General features: G+C 41.7%; 17 protein-coding genes and 1 tRNA gene. 15 read left to right on the top strand and 3 right to left on the bottom strand.

All coding sequences use genetic code 11. The features are described 5' to 3' along the window. Positions 1–19 precede the first annotated feature (19 nt). From rfbC to C8P65_RS09155, 15 genes are all read left to right on the top strand, one after another. Positions 20–568 (top strand): dTDP-4-dehydrorhamnose 3,5-epimerase, encoded by a 549-nt coding sequence (gene rfbC / locus C8P65_RS09225; protein WP_107782551.1) that lies wholly within the window; start codon positions 20–22, stop codon positions 566–568. Further along, entirely contained in the window at positions 568–1,827 is a 1,260-nt protein-coding gene (locus C8P65_RS09220; protein WP_107782550.1) for a putative DNA modification/repair radical SAM protein, read from the top strand. The genes rfbC and C8P65_RS09220 overlap by 1 nt, the downstream gene beginning before the upstream one ends. Positions 1,828–1,839: 12 nt before the next feature. After that, entirely contained in the window at positions 1,840–2,577 is a 738-nt protein-coding gene (locus C8P65_RS09215) for a TIGR03915 family putative DNA repair protein (RefSeq protein ID WP_107782549.1), read from the top strand. Between the two features lie 97 nt (positions 2,578–2,674). Further along, positions 2,675–4,099, top strand: coding sequence for a TolC family protein (locus tag C8P65_RS09210; RefSeq protein ID WP_107782548.1), 1,425 nt, complete (start codon positions 2,675–2,677; stop codon positions 4,097–4,099). Between the two features lie 42 nt (positions 4,100–4,141). Continuing rightward, positions 4,142–5,125 carry an HlyD family secretion protein gene (locus C8P65_RS09205; RefSeq protein WP_107782547.1) on the top strand — a complete coding sequence of 328 codons (984 nt, stop codon included), beginning with the start codon at positions 4,142–4,144 and terminating at the stop codon, positions 5,123–5,125. 2 nt (positions 5,126–5,127) lie between these two features. Then, entirely contained in the window at positions 5,128–5,592 is a 465-nt protein-coding gene (locus C8P65_RS09200) for a GNAT family N-acetyltransferase (RefSeq protein ID WP_107782546.1), read from the top strand. 131 nt (positions 5,593–5,723) lie between these two features. Next, on the top strand, positions 5,724–6,440 hold the full coding sequence (locus C8P65_RS09195) for an SMI1/KNR4 family protein (protein ID WP_107782545.1): 717 nt from the start codon (positions 5,724–5,726) through the stop codon (positions 6,438–6,440). A 71-nt stretch (positions 6,441–6,511) separates the two neighbouring features. Continuing rightward, entirely contained in the window at positions 6,512–6,862 is a 351-nt protein-coding gene (locus C8P65_RS09190) for an MmcQ/YjbR family DNA-binding protein (protein WP_107782544.1), read from the top strand. Continuing rightward, positions 6,863–7,312 (top strand): NTF2 fold immunity protein, encoded by a 450-nt coding sequence (locus tag C8P65_RS09185; RefSeq protein WP_107782543.1) that lies wholly within the window; start codon positions 6,863–6,865, stop codon positions 7,310–7,312. Positions 7,313–7,431: 119 nt separating this feature from the next. Beyond that, positions 7,432–7,860, top strand: coding sequence for a DUF4279 domain-containing protein (locus C8P65_RS09180; protein WP_245887380.1), 429 nt, complete (start codon positions 7,432–7,434; stop codon positions 7,858–7,860). Positions 7,861–7,977: 117 nt separating this feature from the next. After that, on the top strand, positions 7,978–8,388 hold the full coding sequence (locus C8P65_RS09175; protein ID WP_107782541.1) for a hypothetical protein: 411 nt from the start codon (positions 7,978–7,980) through the stop codon (positions 8,386–8,388). A 159-nt stretch (positions 8,389–8,547) separates the two neighbouring features. Then, entirely contained in the window at positions 8,548–9,699 is a 1,152-nt protein-coding gene (locus C8P65_RS09170; RefSeq protein WP_107782540.1) for an ABC transporter permease, read from the top strand. After that, positions 9,686–10,870: an ABC transporter permease gene (locus tag C8P65_RS09165; RefSeq protein ID WP_107782539.1), complete on the top strand. Its 1,185-nt coding sequence runs from the start codon at positions 9,686–9,688 to the stop codon at positions 10,868–10,870. Before C8P65_RS09170 ends, C8P65_RS09165 begins: the two co-directional genes overlap by 14 nt. 67 nt (positions 10,871–10,937) lie before the next feature. Next, positions 10,938–11,330: a 30S ribosome-binding factor RbfA gene (gene rbfA / locus C8P65_RS09160; RefSeq protein WP_107782538.1), complete on the top strand. Its 393-nt coding sequence runs from the start codon at positions 10,938–10,940 to the stop codon at positions 11,328–11,330. 38 nt (positions 11,331–11,368) lie between these two features. Beyond that, the gene (locus C8P65_RS09155; protein ID WP_107782570.1) at positions 11,369–12,529 is read left to right on the top strand and encodes an ABC transporter permease; all 1,161 of its coding nucleotides are present in this window, start codon (positions 11,369–11,371) and stop codon (positions 12,527–12,529) included. A 60-nt stretch (positions 12,530–12,589) separates the two neighbouring features. On the opposite strand, the gene C8P65_RS09150 is transcribed toward C8P65_RS09155, so the two are convergent. The 3 genes from C8P65_RS09150 to mnmG form a co-directional block, all read right to left on the bottom strand. Next, positions 12,590–12,663, bottom strand: a tRNA-Asn gene (locus C8P65_RS09150). A gap of 194 nt (positions 12,664–12,857) precedes the next feature. Further along, positions 12,858–14,243, bottom strand: coding sequence for a dipeptidase (locus tag C8P65_RS09145; protein WP_107782537.1), 1,386 nt, complete (start codon positions 14,241–14,243; stop codon positions 12,858–12,860). Positions 14,244–14,355: 112 nt separating this feature from the next. Further along, on the bottom strand, positions 14,356–16,227 hold the full coding sequence (gene mnmG / locus C8P65_RS09140) for a tRNA uridine-5-carboxymethylaminomethyl(34) synthesis enzyme MnmG (protein ID WP_107782536.1): 1,872 nt from the start codon (positions 16,225–16,227) through the stop codon (positions 14,356–14,358). Between the last annotated feature and the right edge of the window lie 73 nt (positions 16,228–16,300).

Below are 16,300 nucleotides of genomic sequence, written 5' to 3'. Positions count from 1 at the left end.
GAAATTGAATTTTTGAATTGTGAAGGTTATTAAAACAAAGATTGAAGGGGTAGTGATTATTGAGCCCCAAGTGTTTTTTGACGGGAGAGGCTACTTTTTCGAGTCTTTTTCGCAACAGCGATTTAATGAGCAAGTAGCCCCTATTACCTTTGTGCAAGACAACGAATCGAAATCATCGTATGGTGTCTTGCGCGGACTTCACTTTCAGAAACCACCATTCACACAATCTAAATTAGTGCGGGTAGTCAAAGGCAAAGTACTCGATGTAGCAGTAGACTTGCGCCGCAACTCACCTACCTTTGGGCAGTACGAATCAGTACTACTTACTGAGGAAAACAAAAGACAGTTTTTTGTGCCTCAAGGTTTTGCGCACGGATTTGCAGTGTTGAGCGATGAGGCTATCTTTCAGTACAAATGCGATAATTACTATGCCCCTCAGAGTGAAGGGAGTGTGCGCTGGGACGACCCTACTATCAACATCGATTGGCAACTGCCTTTAGCCGATGTGTTGCTCTCAGAGAAAGACAAAAACGCACCTCTGTTAGAAGCACTCGAAGCAATATTCTAATGAATTTTGAGCGTATAAAAGAGAAATTAGCCATTCTGGCTGATGCAGCTAAGTATGACGTTTCTTGCTCTAGTAGTGGTAGCAACCGCAAAGGAGTAAAAGGCGATTTAGGCAACACCTCCGCTTTTGGTATTTGTCATTCATTTACCGAAGACGGCAGGTGTATCTCTTTGCTCAAAATCTTGCTTACCAATCACTGCATTTACGATTGTGTGTACTGTGTATCGCGTCGCTCTAACGACATCAAGCGCGCGGCTTTTAGTGTAGAAGAGGTCGTCGATCTCACGATTAACTTCTACCGAAGAAATTACATAGAGGGACTTTTCCTCAGTTCAGGAGTATTTAAAGACCCTAATACTACTATGGAACGCTTGGTGCGTGTGGCTAAGAAGCTGCGGTTGGAAGAGCGTTTTAATGGGTATATACACCTGAAGACAATTCCAGGTGCCAGCGATGAACTCATCCGCGAAGCGGGCTTGTATGCTGATAGGTTGTCTATCAATTTAGAAATTCCTACTAAAGAGGGCTTAAAACTTCTCGCTCCCGAGAAAGACCATAAGCAGATGCTCTCTAATGTCGAATTTGTGAAAAACGAATTGGCTATCAACACTATTGAAAAACAGAAGTACAAACACACTCCTAAGTTTGCTCCTGCCGGACAGACTACCCAGATGATTATAGGGGCTACGAATGAAACAGACCAAAAAATCATACACGTAGCCGACTATATGTATCAGAAGTTATCTCTAAAGCGGGTGTATTACTCGGGCTATGTGCCAGTGTTGCAAGACAGTAGGTTGCCATCGCTACAATCACAAGTGCCGGTAGTGCGCGAAAACCGCCTCTACCAAGCCGATTGGCTGATGCGCTATTACGGTTTTGCTCCTAATGAAATAGTAGATGACCGTCAGCCTTTCTTAGACCTCGAAATAGACCCTAAACTGGCGTGGGCGTTGCGTAACTCGCACCTATTCCCTATAGATATTAACCAAGCCCCTTGCGAAATGCTACTGCGTATACCGGGCGTAGGGGTGCGCTCGGTACAGAAGATACTGATGGCGCGCAAGTTTCAGACGCTCAATTATTACGACCTAAAGAAAATGGGGGTTACCCTAAGCCGAGCAAAGTATTTCATTACCTGCAGTGGGGCTACTCCTTTGGCTGGTACCATAGACCCTCTCCGATTGCGTGGCTTGCTACTCGGTCAAAGTCATAGCAAACACAAACAGCTATTTACAGGCCAGTTATCACTTTTCTAATCACTTTCTCTTTTGAAATACCTAATCTACGACCATACTTTCGAAGGACTGCTCACGGCTATCTTCACCGTATTCGAGTACCGCTATGAGCAGGTAAAGATTATCAGCGAGCAGCGCTTTACGCCTATTCTTTTTGGAGACGAAGTTCCTATATATACCGATGCCACTAAGGCAAAGCGCGTACTCACTAAGGTAGAAAGTCTCGTTGGCAAAGAGGGGGTGCACACCCTGCTGTACGCCTTTGTCTCAGAAGAAGAGGGGATGGAAAATAATCTTTTAGAGGCGGTGCAGCTTATACTCAAGCACCCTACAGACAATGTGCTGACTAACTTTGCACATCCTGCTATCCTCAGCATTCGCAAGGCTGCTAAAAGCGTAGGACGCGAAGTACACCGTATGAAAGAATTTGTGCGCTTTGAGCAGGTAGGCGACCTATATTTTGCTAAAATCACTCCTTTTTTTGATGTATTACCCTTGGTAGTGCCTCATTTTCGCAATCGGTTTTCAGACCAGAAATGGGTGCTTTATGACCCCCAACGGCTCTATGGCTTTGCTTACGACCTGCAATCGGTTACGCACTTTACCCCAGCCGATAAGCATTTTGGTATTACCCAAGCAGTAGCTTATGAAAGCTACGAAACACTATGGCGCACCTACTTCCAGCATATCAATATCAAAGAACGCAAAAACCAGCGATACCAAATGCGTAATCTTCCCAAACGCTATTGGAAATACTTGCCTGAAATGTAATTTTTTATTCTATCTTAAAAACATTCCCCTTTTTTTATAGCCTCTCTTTCAGAAAAATACCGTAATTTTGCCCCGTCAAACAAAAGTAAAAGTTTTTATGAAGAGACTTATCTTATACGTATCATTTTCTTGCTTATTTTCTGCCCCTATCTGGGCACAGTCGCTTTCGTGGACTGAAGCGTTAGACCGAATGCAAAATCACAATCAAAAACTTAAAGGAATAGAGAAGCAAACCGAGGCAGCTACCGAGGGCAAAAAAGCCTATCAAGGGCTTTATTTGCCACAACTGAGCCTCAATGCAAGCTATATGCACCTCGCCGACCCCTTATCGCTAAATTTCAACGATTATAAAGCGCCTTTGCAAACTGAAGTAGGAGGTGTATTCCGTCAGTTAGCTCAAATGCCTTTGCCTCCATTACAGCGTTTAGCAGGAGCATTATCTAATCGTATGCACCCCCTCTTTGCCCAAGATTGGCGCTATGAGTTTCAAAAACAAGATATCTGGAAAGTAAGTGCCGATGCCAAATGGGTACTTTTTGCTGGAGGAAAGGTGCGAGTAGCTAATAAAATAGGAGTTCTCAACACTGAAATGGCAACTGTAGAGCGCCAAAAAACAGAAAATGTACTGATAAGCGAGTTAGCTGAGCGTTATTTTCAACGTCAGTTAGCTGAAAAGGCTTTAGAAGTTCGCCAGAAGTCGTTATCTACAGCAGAACATCACTACGAGAATGCTCAAAAGCTCGAAAAGAATGGTATGATAGCTTCGGTAGAGGTATTGCAAGCTAAAAAAGCGGTTACTGATGCTCAGCGTGAGGTGATGGCGGCTGAAAAAGATATGCAGTTAGCGCAGACAGCTCTCTATGGCGTAATGGGCATAGCCGAGCAACCACTTACAGCCCTTACCACCGAACTTTTTGAGGTAGCGCCGCTACAGCCGCTCGAATACTACCAACAGCAAGCCAAAGAGCACTATCCTGCTATAGTGCAAGCTAAGATAAAAGCCCAAATGGCTACCCAAAACGTCAAAGCACAGCAAGCGGCCTACCTACCCGATGTAGCTGTAGTAGGCAAGAAATACTTGTGGAGCGAAAATCTACCGCTTACTGAACCCGATAATTGGGTAGTAGGAGTAGGGCTGCAATGGAATCTCTTCAACGGATTGCAAGATAAGCACAAAATAGCCCAAGCCAAAGCCTTGCGCGAGAGTGTAGAGCTCATCACCGCTCAGGCTGAAAAAGACGTACAAACCTTGGTAAAGAAACAATATACCGAGATAGAGAAGCAACGCGAACAGTACCTCAGTTTAGAAGAGAGTTTGCGCTTTGCTGAAGAATTGGTGCGCGCCCGCGATAAGGCTTTTGCCGAAGGACTTTCTACCTCTACTGATGTAGCCGATGCTAACCTCTATTTGGCTTCTATCAAAATCAAACGCTACCAAGCCCTTTTTGAAATGGACAAAACCCTCGCTCAACTTCTCGAGACCTGTGGAATGAGCGATAAATTTACTTCAATGACCAAATAACTAATAATTCAAAATACACTATATACTTATAATTATAACAAGATGAAAAAGAAAAACATCACCGGACTTATTATCACTATTGCCGTTTTTGCGGTAGTACTCATTCTTTCTATTTACTTCTTTAGCGACCGCGAGCCCGTATACTTGCAAGGTCAGGTAGAAGCCAAACAAATCAACGTTGCCCCAAAAGTACCTGGTAGGGTAAAAGCTATTTACAAGCAAGAAGGCGACCAAGTGCGCAAAGGCGATTTGCTTTTAGAACTCGAAAGCACCGAACTCGATGCTAAGCTATCACAAGCCCAAGCAGCGCGTATGGCAGCGCAAGCCCAGTCTGACAAAGCCCAAAGCGGAGCGCGTACTGAGCAGATACGAGGGGCGTACAACGTATGGCAACAAGCAAAAGCAGCTGCCGAGTTGGCTGAGAAAACCTATCAACGCGTAAGCAACCTCTATAACGAAAAAGTATTACCTGCCCAAAAGAAAGATGAGGCTTATACCCAGATGATTGCCCTACAAAAGCAAGCCGAGGCAGCTGAATCTCAGTACGAAATGGCTAAAAACGGAGCTCGTGTAGAGGATAAAACGGCAGCACAAGCACTTGTTGCCCAAGCGCAAGGCGTGATTACAGAGGTAAATGCCTATAAAGAGGGAGCTAAAGTATTTGCTCCTGCCGATGCCGAGATACAGACTATCATTCCTAATGAAGGCGAAATCGTAAATGCAGGTTATCCTGTGATGAACCTTATCGACAGCAGCGACGAGTGGGTAGTATTCAACATCCGCGAAGATAAAATGGCTAATTTCAAGATAGGCACCAAGTTCAAAGGGATAGTTCCTGCCCTTGCCAATCAAGAGATAGAGTTAGAAGTAAAACACATAGCCGTACAAGCCGATTTTGCTACTTGGACAGCCACCAAAAGCAAAGGTGATTTCGACAAGAAAACTTTCGCTATCAAAGCCTACCCTACCCAAAAAGTAAAAGACCTAAGACCAGGAATGTCGGTGTTAGTAGAAGATAAAAAGTAAAGGTGAAAATAACTGAAGGACTATCAACTAAAAATAAGCAAGCCATTATATGTTGGACAAATAGCAAAGGGGCAGATTTCTTGCAACAATGGGCAGGTGATGCTTTGCCCTATCCTATTACAATAGAAGCGCTCAATGCTTTGCCTCATTGTTTTCGTATTGAGGCAGGAGGTAACTTTATAGGAATGATTCAGAAAATAAGAGTAGAGGAGAACAATGTACATATAGGTAGGTTTATTATCAATCCTTCGCTTACAGGAAAAGGATTAGGCACAGAGGCAATGCGCTTATTTATCTCTATGCTTTTTGAAGAGGAATGTGTTCACTCCATTAGTTTAAATGTATTTGATGACAACCCCATAGCTAAAGGACTTTATACAAAACTTGGTTTTGAAGTAGTAGCCACTATTGAGGGAGAAAGAAAAAAATACAAAATGGTTAAAAATGCACCTACTTATGAAAAGTAATTGTTTACCTTGCCTATAGGATGAGCGAAGGATAAGCGAAGGATGACCGAACTCGCATCACAATCGCACCAGCAATTACAGAAAATAGTAACAGAACATAAAGTTTATTTGTAGCATAAAAAATTATTAATATGAACCCATTACAAAAAATAGAACAAACTTATGGTTTTCAGTACCCCAAGCTATATCACCAGCTTTATGAGGATGGTATGCTCAATTGGGGACAATTTGGGCCTCGTTGGTATGAACTTGAGTATCCTAAACTCAAAGATAATCCTCCATTACTTTTAGAAGGTCGTATGGATTTTGAAATTTTAGAACTCTCTAAAATATCAGAAGAAATAGAATTCTTACACGGTGCCGAAAGTTTTTATAAAATTAAGCCTGAGTACCTCTTCATCCCTTTTGGGCAGAATGGAGCAGGCGACTATTATTGTTTATTTTACAATAAAGAAAACCCTCTCCCTGAACCTTGGGTGGTACTATTTGCTCACGATTTTAACGAAGCAGAAATCTTAGCCGATAACTTTCAAAACTTTATCTTCTATGGTTTATTAGAATGCGTATTGTATATACGAAAATTACTTTCCGATGACAATTCTTTTTATACCGAAATAGCCAATATGTTCCGTACGCACCGTCCTTATTTAAGTGAGGAGCAAGCAAAAATAGTAGAAGATATTTATAAAAGAAAAACTTTTGCCTCTACCTACACCTATACATTTAATGATAGGGAATACACCGAAAAATATATAGGGTTGCTTTCGCGAGAAGAGTTTGATACTTTGTGTAGCAAGTTTATTTCCATTCCAAAAGAAGAAAAACAATTTGAATATAGCGATGTCTAAAAAGAAACATCTTTACCCCTGACGAGTTTATAGTAATCTCTCGGCACAAATTAATAAGATTTTTGAATAATATGAACTTAGAAGAACTCAGAGAATATTGTTTGTCTTTACCTCACGCTACTGAGGATATGCCTTTTGACGAGGATATTTTAGTATTTCGCATTTGTAATCGCATATTTGCGCTTACAAGTTTAGAATCAGTACCTTTGCGGGTGAGTCTCAAATGCGACCCCGAGCGCGCAGTCGAACTCCGCGAGCAATACCCCGACAAGATTGTCGCGGGCTACCACCTCAACAAAAAGCATTGGAATACGGTCTCTTTAGAAGATTTACCTCACCCCCTTATTAAGGAGATGATACAACACTCTTACGACCAAGTACTCGCTAAAGTACCCAAAAAAGAAACCCTAAAATTCATCTAAATGACAGAAACAGAACAAACCCTACGCCAGCGTTTCACGGCTTTCTTACAAGCGATGTACAACTGGGAAACAGAAGCCAACAGAGTTGACGAAGAAGAAGTGGAGAAAAAGAAAACCCTCTCTTGGGAAGACTTTTGCGACAAGCAAACCGAGCTCCGTATCCCTATTTATAAGGAATATGTAACTAATCGCGAACGCAAATATGGTGGCCCCGAATACACCAATCACGGATTCCCTCCTAACTACGACCCCTCTAAAGAAAGCATTACTGAGGTGCAAATCTCGAGTAAAAAAGCCTCTATCTTTACCGATAGGGTCTATGCCGGAATGAATTACAAGCGCGAGTACAAATACAAACTTGTAGAAGGTCGCTGGCTATTAGATACTATCAAAGAACAGTATTTGCCAGAAAACAGAGACCCTGAAAAATGGAAGAGTGTGATTATATAAGTATTTATTTTATTATCAAGAGCTTACAAAAAGTCACCAAGTTGGTGACTTTTTAGAGATGTCACTGAGCATCGCCTCTTATCAACTCAAAGAAATCATCGATAACACTATCGCTGAATTTGAAAAAAACAAACTTAAAACCTCTTACAAATAGAATGACACGAAGTAAATTAACTTTTATTGTTTATGGCGATATGTTTGATATAGATGAGTTTTCCAAAATCATAAATATATCCCCTACCGAATTTGCTTACAAAGGTGATAAACTAAAATTTAGGATAAGTACAGATACTTTTTGGAAATATTCATTTAAAGATATTATATCTCTTTTTGTAGAAGATAGTTTAAAGCCTCTTGAAAAAATTATAACCCCAAGAATTGAGGAGATATCTTCATTTATGCACAAAAACAACTTAAAATCTATAATGCGTTTTAAAGTTGAAACAAATAAAGAACCTGCTCCAGCAATAGTTTTTGAAAACAATACTATCAATTTGCTGAGCAAACTAAATAGCTCTATTGATTTAGATTTGTACATCTATGATTGATATAAGTCACCAATTACAGAAAATGAAAGAATGTATAAAACTGCTACAAACTTAAAACCTTATAAACATAGAACAATTAACAAAATGTTTAAAATTTAAAAATATAATTTTGCTCTTGTGAATTACAATATACTTGCCCCTCTATTAATAGCTGTTTTGGCTTGGGCGTTTATACTCATTTGGTTTTTCAAGAAAAACAAACAAGAAAGAATGAAAAGGCAACAACTTTTAGCCCAGATAAAAGAACAATTCCCTATTCCCACATTCAAAGAGTTGTTACAAGCTTTAGAAGCCTTGAACTATAACCCTGCTCAGTGCTATTTTAAAACAAATACTTTTGAGCAAGGAAATGTAGCTGTGGATAACATTTGTCTTCTGCAACGAGAAAACCAATGGGCGGTATGCCTTGCCGATACTCGTTGCTTCTGTGATGAACAGTCTTTTGATAGCGAACAAGAAGCCTGCGAAAACTTTGTATATAAATATTTTCTCCTTAGTAAAGAAGAAATTAATTGGTTAAAGCAATGAACACATCTAATTATACCACCAAGTTTGGCACTCTTGCTTTCTCACAAAAAGTGGGAGACGAGTATTTTTGGGAGGCTTCATACCAGCTCAAGAAATCTAACTAATTGACTAATCGACAAATTGACAAATCGACAAATCGACAAATTTTCAAATTATACTATGAAATATTTTAAAACCGAATGCAAGAACCTATTCTTATCACCAAAACGGCTGTTTTACGTTTTGGTGCTTCCCTTTATTATCTTTGGGTTCTTCGCAGCTATTTTCTACAAAGGTGTTCCTCGCGACCTGCCTATGGCGTATATCAATTACGACCAAAGTCAGCTGTCCGAAAACCTTTTGCGTATGCTCGATGCTACGCCCAATATCGACCTGAAAATCAAACTCACTGATGAACAAGAAGCCCAACGACTTATCCAGCAACAGCAGATTATGGGCTTTATTGTCATTCCAGCCGATTTTCAGCAGAGACTTTTCAAGGGTGAAAACCAATCGGTGATTTGCTATACCAACAATCAATTTATGTTGGGGGCAAGTCTTATTCAAAAGGATTTTCAGACCACAGTAGGTACTTTCTCAGCTGGATTGGTGATGAAAAAGAAAATGCAAAAAGGACAACAAACCGAGAAAGTACGCGCGGAAGCCCAGCCTATAAAGGTAGACGATCACGTTTTGTACAATCCTTATGCTAACTATGCCTATTACCTGCTTACAGCCTTTTTGCCGATGATGTTTCAGATGATAGTGATGATGGTAACGGTGTATGTATTGGGTATAGAGTTCCGCTATCGCAGGGGCAAACAATGGCTCAAAAAGGCAGGCGGCAGTCCGCTAAAAGCTCTTGTAGGGAAACTTCTGCCTTACACCTTAGCCCTCTTCTTTGTAGCGTGGTGGATGAACTATCTCCTCTTCGGACTTATTGGCGCACCTCTGCATATCCCTATGCTCAATGTAGTACTTATTACCTTTGCCTTAGTGATTGTATATCAGATTATCGGTATTACACTTGTCTCTTTTATGCCTAATTTTAGGTCTGCGCTTACAATAGGTAGTGGCTTTACCGCCATAGCCTTCTCTTTTGCGGCTTATACTTTCCCTATGGAAGGGTTGCCTCGTAGCATACAGTATTTAGCGCAAATCTTCCCTTATGCCCATTTTATGAAATATTATGTGAATCGTGCTATCAAGGGTATTCCTATAGAGATGACTTGGCAACCGCTTTTAGCATTGTTGCTTTTTGGGTTGCTACTGATAGTAGCCTACCCTATGTTTGTAAAGAAAATAAAATCAGGAGGATATGAAACAATTTAGAAGTTATGTGTGTCAAAGCTCAGCCGATTTTACCCGTGCTATGCTTTGGGAAGCCAAATATATATTCCGCGACAAGGCGGTGTTCTTTTCATTTGTAATTGTAGCAATTGCTGTCTCTTTCTTGTACACTTATCTCTATTCCGAAGAGACCTTACAAAAACTCCCTATTGGAGTAGTAGATGAAGACAATACAGCGCAAAGCCGCCAGTTGTTGCGTATGATTGATGCCAATAGCGGTGTGGCTATCTATAGTAGTTACCTAAATCTTTCCGAAGCCCAAAAAGCTTTTCAGCAAGAGAAAATACGCGGTATAGTTACAGTTCCTAAAGGCTTTTCACGCGACTTGCAACGCGGCGAGCAACCCTCTATATCCGTCTATGCCGATGCCTCTTATATGCTCTATTACAAACAGGTGCTTACAGCAGCCAAAATATCGGCTACTTACCTCAATGCAGGGGTAGAAATGAAGCGCTTTTCAGCACAAGGCAAACTCCCTACCCAAGCGCGCGAAGAGGCTATGCCCATCAGTGCCAAAGTAGTGAGCCTATACAATCCCTCTTCCGGTTATGCTACCTTTCTTATTCCTATGGTATTTGTGATTATCTTTCAGACTACCATTCTTACTGCGGTGGGCATTCTCGGAGGCACGATGCGCGAGGGCAATAAGCTACGCCGCATATACCCCAATTCTAATAGCTTCTGGGGGGCACTGCCTATAGTGATGGGCAAGGCGACTACCTATTTAGGTCTTTCTATGGTCATTTTGCTCATTATTCTCGGTATTGTGATGCCTCTTTTTGGTATCCCAATGCGCAGTACAATGCTTACTACTATGGTGTTTATGACACCTTTTATCCTCTCAATTGTCTTTATGGGGCTTTGTTTGCTAAATTTCCTTCGCCGTAGAGAAGATGCTATTATGCTCATTATGTACACTTCATTACCAGCGATGATGCTTACCGGTTTTTCGTGGCCTTCAGTAGCGATGCCTGAGTGGTTGAATGTTATCTCATATGTTGTGCCTACTACTTTAGGGGCGAAAGGCTTTACCTCTATTACCCAGATGGGTGCCTCCTTGCCTACCATTATGCCCTATTGGTTTGGTATGTGGGGCTTATGCCTGCTTTACCTATTTTTGGCAACGCTTACCCTTCGTAGGGTGCTGCGGTAATTAAGCAAATTTGCTCATTTGCTAATTAAGTTTTATCTTTGCCGAAAATATTAAAAATCAACAAGTTTTGGAAAATAACAGACAGAAGAAAATAGCAGGTATCATACAAGAGGAATTAGCCAAAGTCCTTCAGCAATCTATTCGCGATGCAGGACAGCAAAACCTCTTAGTTTCAGTCACTAAAGTTACCGTTACCATTGATTTATCGGTAGCTAAGGTCTATTTAAGTGTATTTCCTGAAGTCAAAGCAGCTGAGGTACTCAAAGGGGTAACCTCTAACAGTCCGCTTATCAAGCACGAACTATCGCAGATTACCAAGCACCAATTCAGACGTATGCCCGAATTGCTTTTCTATATCGATGATTCTTTACAATACATTGAAGGTATAGAGCAATCGCTAAAAGAAGAAGAGAACCCGATAGAAAATCGCGAGTTGCTTTACAAGAGAAAAATGACATAGAAACGATGAACCCCATTTTTTATATAGCAAGGCGATATATGTTCGCCAAAAGTTCTCAGAATGTTATCAACATTATCAATAGGGTAACAGCCTTTGTAGTAGTACTTGGGGCTGCTGCCCTTTTTATTGTCCTTGCAGGTTTTGCGGGTCTCAAGCATTTTACACTCTCTTTCTCTTCAACTTTCGACCCCGACCTAAAAATCTTACCAGCCAAAGGCAAATACCTCTCACTTACCTCACAAGATACGCTTAAACTACAACAAATCAGTCAGGTAGCACACTTTACTAAGGTGCTCGAAGAGCAAGTATTTCTCACCCATAATCAGAAAAATCATATAGCTTACATCAAAGGGGTAGATGAGCAATATCCTAAAGTCAACGAAATTGATAGTATCATTGTGCTTGGCAATTGGGAACTTACCCCACCTAGCGTAGTGGTAGGAGGTACTATTTTCAACAAATTAGGCTTAAACCTTACCGATGCCTCTTCTCCTTTGCAGATAGTGGTGCCTAAGGCAGGCAAAGGCAGTATACTAAGCGACCCAATGCCTTACCGACAAGCTTTTTCGGTAGTACAAGGCATTTATCAGCTTACGGAGGATTTAGATAAGAAATATGTATTTTCGTCTTTAGATGAGGCTCGTTTTTTATTGGGAGTAACGCCAGACAAAGTCTCAGCTATCGAAGTGAAATTAGCGCCACAAGCCGATGAAAAGACAGCAACTGAAGCTATTGTGCGCGCTTTTGAGCAACCCGTGATAGTGAAGAATCGTGTGCAACTAAATGATGCGCTCTATCGTATGTTAAATACCGAGAATATAGCGGTTTATCTTATTTTTATCTTAGTACTAATAATCGCCTTATTCAACCTTGTAGGGGCTATTATTATGATGATTCTCGATAAAAAAGACGACCTACAGACGCTTTATGCTTTGGGTATGAATCAGCGGCAAATGCGCCAAATCTTCTTTTGGCAAGGCACTATGGCTTCAGTGGTAGGAGCCACCATCGGGATTGCTTTAGGAGCCATTATTGTATGGCTACAACAGCAATTCTCTTTAGTAATGATAAGCCCTACCTTGGCTTATCCGGTAGCTATTACCCCTACGAATACGCTTATAGTGTTTGCTACTATTGTAGTGTTAGGCTTGTTAGCCTCGTTAGTAGCCTCTTCAAGAGTGAAGAATAGAATCAAATAACCTTTAAAATATGGCAAAATAAAAAAGGCTTTACGGAAATGTAAAGCCTTTTTTTATTTGCTCCCCCTACTGGACTTGAACCAGTGACCCTCTGATTAACAGTCAGATGCTCTAACCAACTGAGCTAAGGAGGAGTGTTATATTCTTCTCTAATGCGGTGCAAAGGTACGACTATTTTTGAAACCTGCAAATTTTTCAGCAAAAAAATATCAATTATTTTTTATTTAAATTTATATACTCTTAAAAATCAGTTAGATAAAAAAACAATAAACTTTATCAAAGTCTTAAAAACCTGATAAAGTTTATTGTTTTTTATCTATTAACCGACCTATTTGTTGTTTACAAAGTAATGGTAGAACCACGGAATAGTTTCAATTCCTTTAAGGAAGTTAAAGATACCATAGTGTTCGTTAGGCGAGTGTATCGCATCACTGTCTAAACCAAAGCCTAAAAGGATAGACTTGCTGCCCAATTCTTCTTCAAAAAGAGCTACAATAGGAATACTACCCCCTGAGCGCACTGGTATAGGCTCTTTGCCAAAAGACTCTTTGCAAGCCTTTACCGCAGCTTGGTAAGCAGGAGTGTCGGTAGGGGTTACGTAACCTTGTCCGCCGTGGTGAGGAGTTACTTTTACGCGTACCCCTGCAGGAGCTATACTCTCAAAATGCTTAGTAAAGAGTTCGGTAATCTCAAGGTTATCTTGGTTAGGCACTAAGCGCATTGATATTTTAGCATAAGCCTTACTTGGGATAACGGTTTTAGCACCTTGCCCAGTATAGCCTCCCCAAATACCATTTACATCAAGGGTAGGACGTATAGAGGCGCGCTCAGTAGTGGTATAACCTTTTTCGCCATATACAGCATCAATATCTAAGGCTTTCTTGTAAGCTTCAAGCGAGAAAGGAGCTTTAGCCATCTCATCGCGTTCTGCCTGCGAAAGCTCTTCTACTTTATCGTAGAAATGCGGAATAGTGATGTGGTTATTCTCATCGTGTAGCGAGGCTATCATCTTAGTAAGCACATTGATAGGGTTCGCTACCGCCCCTCCGTATAGACCAGAGTGCAGGTCGCGGTTAGCACTAGTTACTTCTACCTCCACATAACTAAGTCCGCGCAAGCCAGTGGTGATAGAAGGAGTATCATTAGCCAACATACCTGTATCAGAGATGAGGATAATATCGTTTTTGAGTTTTTCGTGGTTGTTTTTCACAAACCAACTAAGGCTGCCAGAACCCACTTCTTCCTCGCCCTCAATCATAAACTTCACATTGCAAGGCAACACGTTGTTTCTGACCATATATTCCAGAGCTTTCACGTGCATAAACATCTGACCTTTGTCATCGCAAGCCCCACGAGCAAAGATAGCACCATCAGGGTGAATATCAGTTTTTTTAATTACGGGTTCAAAAGGGTCAGAATCCCATAGTTCAATAGGGTCAGCGGGCTGCACATCATAGTGCCCATACACCAGTACAGTAGGCAGTGCAGGGTCTATAGTTTTTTCGCCGTAGACGATAGGATAACCAGGGGTTTCACATATTTCCACCTTGTCGCATCCTGCTTTTTCCAAAGCATCTTTTACGGCTTCTGAAGTGTTCAGCACATCTTGCGAATAAGCAGCATCGGCGCTAATAGAAGGCATTTTTAGCAGTTCTATCAGTTCCGCAATAAAACGGTCTTTGTTTTCTTGAATATAATTCTTTACTGAATCCATATATTTTACGATTAACGATTTTTATAAATTTATTTACTAAACAACTCTGATTTTTCTCCTTTTACGCCCCAAAGGTACATTATTTTTCTCGAATACCAAAATAAAAAGGAAACTATCGCCCCATATATATCACCAATACGCTGATGTCAGCTGGCGATACCCCACTGATGCGCGAGGCTTGCGAAAGGGTTATAGGGCGTATCTTCTTTAGCTTTTCACGCCCTTCAAACGAGAGCGATACTATCTTGTCATAATCGAAGTTTTCGGGTATGCGTACGCTCTCTAAGCGGTTGAGTTTGTCGGCGTTGTTCTTCTCTTTTTCTATATAGCCAGCGTATTTTATAGCTACTTCAGCGCACGTCTTTTCCTCTTGGCTGAGGTCGTGTTCGGCTATATAGTGGCTTACTTTAGGCAACTGCTCAAAGTCTGATAGGGTTACGCTGGGGCGGGTGAGTACTTTCTGCAGTTTATCACCCTGTTTCATAGGCGATGAATCGTATTTTTCGAGTATAGGATTCACCTCTTCAGGGGTAACGCTCAGTTCTTTTATATAAGTGATAAAATCATCTACTCTTTGCTCTTTAGCCTCCCAAGCGCGATAACGCTCCTCACTAACAGTACCTATCTCATAACCAATAGGGGTGAGCCTGCTATCGGCGTTGTCTTGGCGCAATAAGGTGCGATACTCAGCACGCGAAGTAAACATACGGTAAGGCTCTTCGGTTCCTTTAGTGATAAGATCGTCTATAAGTACCCCTATGTAAGCTTGGTCGCGTTTGAGGATTAGCGGTTCGCACTCACGTATTTTTAGCACAGCGTTAATGCCTGCCATAAGTCCTTGGGCAGCAGCCTCTTCATAACCAGTAGTACCGTTTATTTGTCCGGCGAAATACAGATGTTCTATCAGTTTGGTTTCGAGGGTATGTTTTAGCTGGGTAGGCGGAAAATAATCGTATTCTATAGCATAACCAGGGCGCAAAAACTTCACTTTTTCAAAGCCTGCTACCTGACTAAGGGCAGCGTACTGCACCTCTTCGGGTAGAGAGGTAGAAAAGCCATTTACGTACATTTCTACAGTATGCCAGCCTTCAGGTTCAACGAATATTTGGTGACGGTCTTTGTCGGCAAAACGATTGATTTTGTCTTCAATAGAAGGGCAATAACGAGGCCCTACACCGTGAATAATACCTTGGAACATAGGCGAGCGGTCAAAGCCAGTGCGCAGTATGTTGTGCACGCGCTCGCTAGTGTAGGTCATATAGCAGTCCTTTTGTACTTGCAGAGGTTGAGTTGCTGCTGAAAAAGAGAATTTTTGAGGGTGCTCGTCACCGGGTTGGGGTATCATCTTGCTGAAGTCCAGCGAACGGGCATCTACACGGGGGGGAGTACCGGTCTTCATACGTCCGGCTTCAAAACCTTGCTGTACAAGGCACTCGGTCAGACCGTGTGCAGCAGGTTCGCCAGCACGCCCTCCGCCGAATTGCTTTAGCCCTATGTGCATCACCCCATTGAGGAAAGTACCATTGGTTAGCACTACGCTTTTGGCTTTGATACTGATGCCTAACGAAGTGCGTACCCCTACTACTTTGAGTTTTTCTATAAGTAGGTCGTTTACCATACCTTGAAAGAAATCAAGGGTAGGGAGGCTTTCTAATTGTAGTCGCCACGCTTCAGAAAAGCGCATACGGTCTGATTGCGCCCGCGGGCTCCACATAGCAGGCCCTTTAGACTGGTTGAGCATTTTGAACTGTATAGCCGTCTTATCAGTGATGATACCCATATAACCGCCCAGTGCGTCTATTTCGCGCACTATCTGCCCTTTGGCAATCCCCCCCACAGCGGGGTTGCAACTCATCTGGGCTATATGTTGTAGGTTCATCGTGATAAGCAGGGTTTTAGCCCCCATATTGGCAGCAGCGGCAGCAGCTTCAGCTCCTGCGTGGCCTGCCCCTACTACTATTACATCGTATTCAGTTGTAAACATTTTTGTGTGTTTTTAAAATGATAAGGGGTATTGGCTAATGAAGAAAGTGGCGGCAAAGTTACAAAACAATTCA

Origin of the sequence: Capnocytophaga leadbetteri, assembly GCF_003054025.1 — a bacterium.
GTDB classification, from domain to species: domain Bacteria; phylum Bacteroidota; class Bacteroidia; order Flavobacteriales; family Flavobacteriaceae; genus Capnocytophaga; species Capnocytophaga leadbetteri.
Note: the sequence above shows the minus strand (reverse complement) of the source record. Positions and strands in the feature narration are given on the sequence as shown.

What these genes read in the sequence shown, in the direction of transcription:
- C8P65_RS09220 (WP_107782550.1), top strand. Translation starts at nt 568, where the DNA reads ATGAATTTTGAGCGTATAAAAGAGAAATTAGCCATTCTGGCTGATGCA.
- C8P65_RS09210 (WP_107782548.1), top strand. Translation starts at nt 2,675, where the DNA reads ATGAAGAGACTTATCTTATACGTATCATTTTCTTGCTTATTTTCTGCC.
- C8P65_RS09205 (WP_107782547.1), top strand. Translation starts at nt 4,142, where the DNA reads ATGAAAAAGAAAAACATCACCGGACTTATTATCACTATTGCCGTTTTT.
- C8P65_RS09195 (WP_107782545.1), top strand. Translation starts at nt 5,724, where the DNA reads ATGAACCCATTACAAAAAATAGAACAAACTTATGGTTTTCAGTACCCC.
- C8P65_RS09190 (WP_107782544.1), top strand. Translation starts at nt 6,512, where the DNA reads ATGAACTTAGAAGAACTCAGAGAATATTGTTTGTCTTTACCTCACGCT.
- C8P65_RS09185 (WP_107782543.1), top strand. Translation starts at nt 6,863, where the DNA reads ATGACAGAAACAGAACAAACCCTACGCCAGCGTTTCACGGCTTTCTTA.
- C8P65_RS09170 (WP_107782540.1), top strand. Translation starts at nt 8,548, where the DNA reads ATGAAATATTTTAAAACCGAATGCAAGAACCTATTCTTATCACCAAAA.
- C8P65_RS09165 (WP_107782539.1), top strand. Translation starts at nt 9,686, where the DNA reads ATGAAACAATTTAGAAGTTATGTGTGTCAAAGCTCAGCCGATTTTACC.
- C8P65_RS09155 (WP_107782570.1), top strand. Translation starts at nt 11,369, where the DNA reads ATGTTCGCCAAAAGTTCTCAGAATGTTATCAACATTATCAATAGGGTA.
- C8P65_RS09145 (WP_107782537.1), bottom strand. Translation starts at nt 14,243, where the DNA reads ATGGATTCAGTAAAGAATTATATTCAAGAAAACAAAGACCGTTTTATT.
- mnmG (WP_107782536.1), bottom strand. Translation starts at nt 16,227, where the DNA reads ATGTTTACAACTGAATACGATGTAATAGTAGTAGGGGCAGGCCACGCA.